The sequence below is a fragment of the Rhizobacter sp. genome, from assembly GCF_035702065.1.
Taxonomy (GTDB): Bacteria; Pseudomonadota; Gammaproteobacteria; order Burkholderiales; family Burkholderiaceae_C; genus Rhizobacter.
The window spans coordinates 1-3285 of the sequence record NZ_DASSRA010000494.1 but is presented as its reverse complement, the minus strand read 5'-3'; the positions used below and the strand labels follow the sequence as shown (position 1 = coordinate 3285).

Genomic DNA, 3285 nt, shown 5'->3' with positions numbered 1-3285 from the left:
TACGGCGGCATCTTCGGCGCCATCATCTTCAAGCTGCTGCACGACCTGATCTCGGCCTGGACGCCGCAGTACTGGACCTTCTGGCTGGGCCTCTTCCTCGTGGTGCTGATGCTGGTGGGCCGTGAGCGTCTGATTCGCCCGTGGACGTGGTTCAAGCGGGGGAGCGGGACATGAGCACCGTGGTCCTCGAAACCCACAACCTGCTGAAGCGCTACGGCGGCATCACACCGACCAACGACGTCTCCATCCAGGTCCACAAGGGCGCGCGCCACGCGCTGATCGGCCCCAACGGCGCCGGCAAGACCACGCTCGTCAACCTGCTCACCGGCGTGGTGGAGCCGACCTCCGGCCGCATCTCGCTCGACGGGCAGGACATCACCAGGCTCGCCCCGCACCAGCGCGTGCGCCGCGGCATCGTGCGCACCTTCCAGATCAACCAGCTCTGGAACGAGATGACACCGCTGCAGTCGCTCGCGCTCACCGTCAGCGCGCAGCTCGGCATCAGCCACGGCTGGTGGAAGCCGCTCGGCAGCGACCCGCGCGTGGCCGAGCGCTGCGCGGTGCTGCTCAAGCAGTTCCGCCTCGACGACGTGATGGACCAGAAGGTCAACGTGCTCGCCTACGGCAAGCGCCGCCTGCTGGAGATCGCCACGGCGATTGCCAGCGAGCCGCGCGTGCTGCTGCTCGACGAACCCGTGGCCGGCGTGCCCGAGGGCGAGCGCCAGGAGATCTTCGACACCATCAACGCGCTGCCGGCTGAGGTGACCATCCTCTTGATCGAACACGACATGGACCTCGTCTTCAACTTCGCCCGCACGGTGAGCGTGCTCGTCAACGGCGCGCTGTTCGCCGAAGGCGACGTGGCGAGTATCTCCACCGACCCACGCGTGAAGGCGGTGTACCTGGGGGAAGGGCATGGCTGAGCTGCTCAAGGTCGAAGGCCTGCGCTCGGGCTACGGTGAAGCGGTGGTGGTGCAAGGCATCGACCTCGCGCTCGAAGCCGGCCAGTCGCTCGCGCTGCTGGGGCGCAACGGCACCGGCAAGACCACGCTGATGAACACGCTGGTGGGCGTGACGCGCCGCCATGCCGGGCGCATCTCGCTCGGCGGGCGCGACATCACCACCCTGCCGCCGCACCTGCGCGCTGCCGCCGGCATCGGCTGGGTGCCGCAGGAGCGCAACATCTTCAAGAGCCTGACGGTGGACGAGAACCTCACCGCCGTCGCCCGCCCCGGCCCCTGGACGGTGCAGCGCGCCTACGAGATGTTCCCGCGGCTGGCGGAGCGCAAGTCCAACATGGGCAACCAGCTGTCGGGTGGCGAGCAGCAGATGCTGGCCGTGGCCCGCGCGCTGGTGTTGAACCCCAAGCTGCTGCTGCTCGACGAGCCGCTGGAGGGGCTCGCGCCCATTATCGTGGAAGAGCTGCTGCGCTCGATCGCCCGCGTGGTGCGGGACGAAGGCATGTCGGCCATCATCGTGGAGCAGAACCCGCGCATGATCCTGCCGATCACCCACCAGGCCGTGGTGCTGGACCGCGGCAGCGTGGTGCACCGTGACGGCAGTGCGGCCCTGCTGGCCGCACCCGAGCAGCTCGACCGCTGGCTGGCCGTCGCCAAGGCCTAAGCGCCTTCAGAACAGGTGAGAAAGGCCCGCCTCAGCGACTGACTGGCCCACGAAACGGCTTGCTCAGGAAGCGCGAGCCCGCCAACCCGAACCGCCACGGCAACTCCACCGCCTTGGAGATCCCGATGCGCGGCCCCGCGACCACAGGCAACGACTCATCGCGCGGCCGAAGATCGAACGGCTTGCGATCCAGCCGATGCCCGTTGAGATCGCGCGTCACCCCCAGCGCCTGCGCCAGGCGCCCCGGCCCGGCGCACAGCAGGCGCTCATCCTCGATCCCGCGCCGCTCACGCATCACGTCGAGACCCTGCAGCGGTTCGATCGCCCGGATCAGCACCGCCGCCCCATGCCCCTCTTCGCGGCAGACGAAGTTGAGGCACCAGTGCATCCCATACGAGCGGTACACATACACCCGCCCCGGCGGCCCGAACATCACGCCGTTGCGTTCCGTCGGCCCGCTGAAGCTGTGCGAAGCGGGGTCGTCGCGGTCGTAGGCCTCGGTCTCGACGATGCGCCCGCCCACGCCATCGACATAGACGTGCGCCCCAATCAGCGCGCGCGCCACCTCGTCAGAGGGCGCAAGAAAGTCGATGCGGTGAGATGGAAGTGCTGATGCGGCCATACCGCACGCACCTTAGCGCAGAGAAGAAGCGTCAGCCCGCCAGCGCATGGCGCTGCAGCCACTTCACCGTCTCCTGCCGCAGCAACGCAGCCCGCGTGCGCGCATCGGCCTGCACGTCCATGGGCACCTCCAGGCTGAGCGGCGCGCCGGCCGGGGCGGCGCTCAACAGCCCCAGCAGATCGAGCCCTCCTTCGCCGGGGATGAGACGCGCTCCCCGCGCCTGCTGCAGCAGCCCGTCGAGCGACGCGGGCCGCTCGGCCGGCGCATCGCAGAACTGCAGGTAGGGCAAGCGCTGCGGCGGCACCGACAGCAGCTGCTCGGCATGGTTGCCGCCGCGGTCGAAGTGCAGGGGGTCGACCAGCACGCCGATGTCGTCATTGCCCGTGGCCTGCACCACGCGCAGGCCTTGCGCGAAGTCGCGCACCTCGGTCCAGGGCATGGGCTCGATGCACACGCGCAGACCGTGGGCACGCGCGCGCTGCGCGAGCGCGGCCAGGCGTTGCGTGAGACGGGCTTCGTCGGGGTCGTTGCCGGCCGCGAGGAGGAACGACGCGCCGAGCGCCGCCGCCGTCTCCAGCACCGGGTCGAAAGCGAGTACGTCGGTCTCGGGCTTCAGACGCAGGATCTCCACGTCGAGCACCTGCACCCCGGTGTCGCGCAGGGCGGCCTGCACCTCGCGCCGCAGGGGCGTCTCGCCGACCAGCGGCCACTGCGGCTCCTGCGCAGTGGCCGGCAGCGCACGCAGGCCCACGTGCGTGTAGCCGGCCTGCGCGGCGCAGCGCACCATCTCGACGGGTGAGAGCTCCAGGACCGTCAGCGCGGCCAGCGACAGAACCCTCACGCCGTCTTCACTCCTGCGACATCACCACGCCATGCGCAGGCCGGCCTGGAACACCTGGGACTCGCTGATGCGATCCTTCAGGTCACCGGTGGAGAACGAATAGCCCGAGTACAGGAAGGTGTTCTTCGACAGGTTGTAGCGCACCGTGCCGGCCCCCGTGCCCAGCGAGGCGCTGCGGCCCGCTGCACTCTCGTAGTCC

The 3285-nt window shown here is 69.6% G+C and carries 4 protein-coding genes and 1 pseudogene; 3 read left to right on the top strand and 2 right to left on the bottom strand.

Annotated features, from left to right (window positions below):
- The 3 genes and pseudogenes from VFL64_RS22090 to VFL64_RS22080 form a co-directional block, all read left to right on the top strand.
- Positions 1 to 174, top strand: a pseudogene (locus VFL64_RS22090) (branched-chain amino acid ABC transporter permease); the annotation flags it as partial.
- Entirely contained in the window at positions 171 to 923 is a 753-nt protein-coding gene (locus VFL64_RS22085; protein ID WP_489542545.1) for an ABC transporter ATP-binding protein, read from the top strand. The pseudogene VFL64_RS22090 and the gene VFL64_RS22085, both read left to right, overlap by 4 nt.
- Entirely contained in the window at positions 916 to 1623 is a 708-nt protein-coding gene (locus tag VFL64_RS22080; protein ID WP_489542544.1) for an ABC transporter ATP-binding protein, read from the top strand. The genes VFL64_RS22085 and VFL64_RS22080 overlap by 8 nt, the downstream gene beginning before the upstream one ends.
- Positions 1624 to 1654: 31 nt before the next feature.
- Here the strand turns inward: VFL64_RS22080 and VFL64_RS22075 are convergent, their stop codons facing one another.
- The gene (locus VFL64_RS22075; RefSeq protein WP_489542543.1) at positions 1655 to 2245 is read right to left on the bottom strand and encodes a DNA-3-methyladenine glycosylase; all 591 of its coding nucleotides are present in this window, start codon (positions 2243 to 2245) and stop codon (positions 1655 to 1657) included.
- A gap of 31 nt (positions 2246 to 2276) precedes the next feature.
- The gene (locus tag VFL64_RS22070) at positions 2277 to 3086 is read right to left on the bottom strand and encodes a sugar phosphate isomerase/epimerase family protein (protein ID WP_489542542.1); all 810 of its coding nucleotides are present in this window, start codon (positions 3084 to 3086) and stop codon (positions 2277 to 2279) included.
- Between the last annotated feature and the right edge of the window lie 199 nt (positions 3087 to 3285).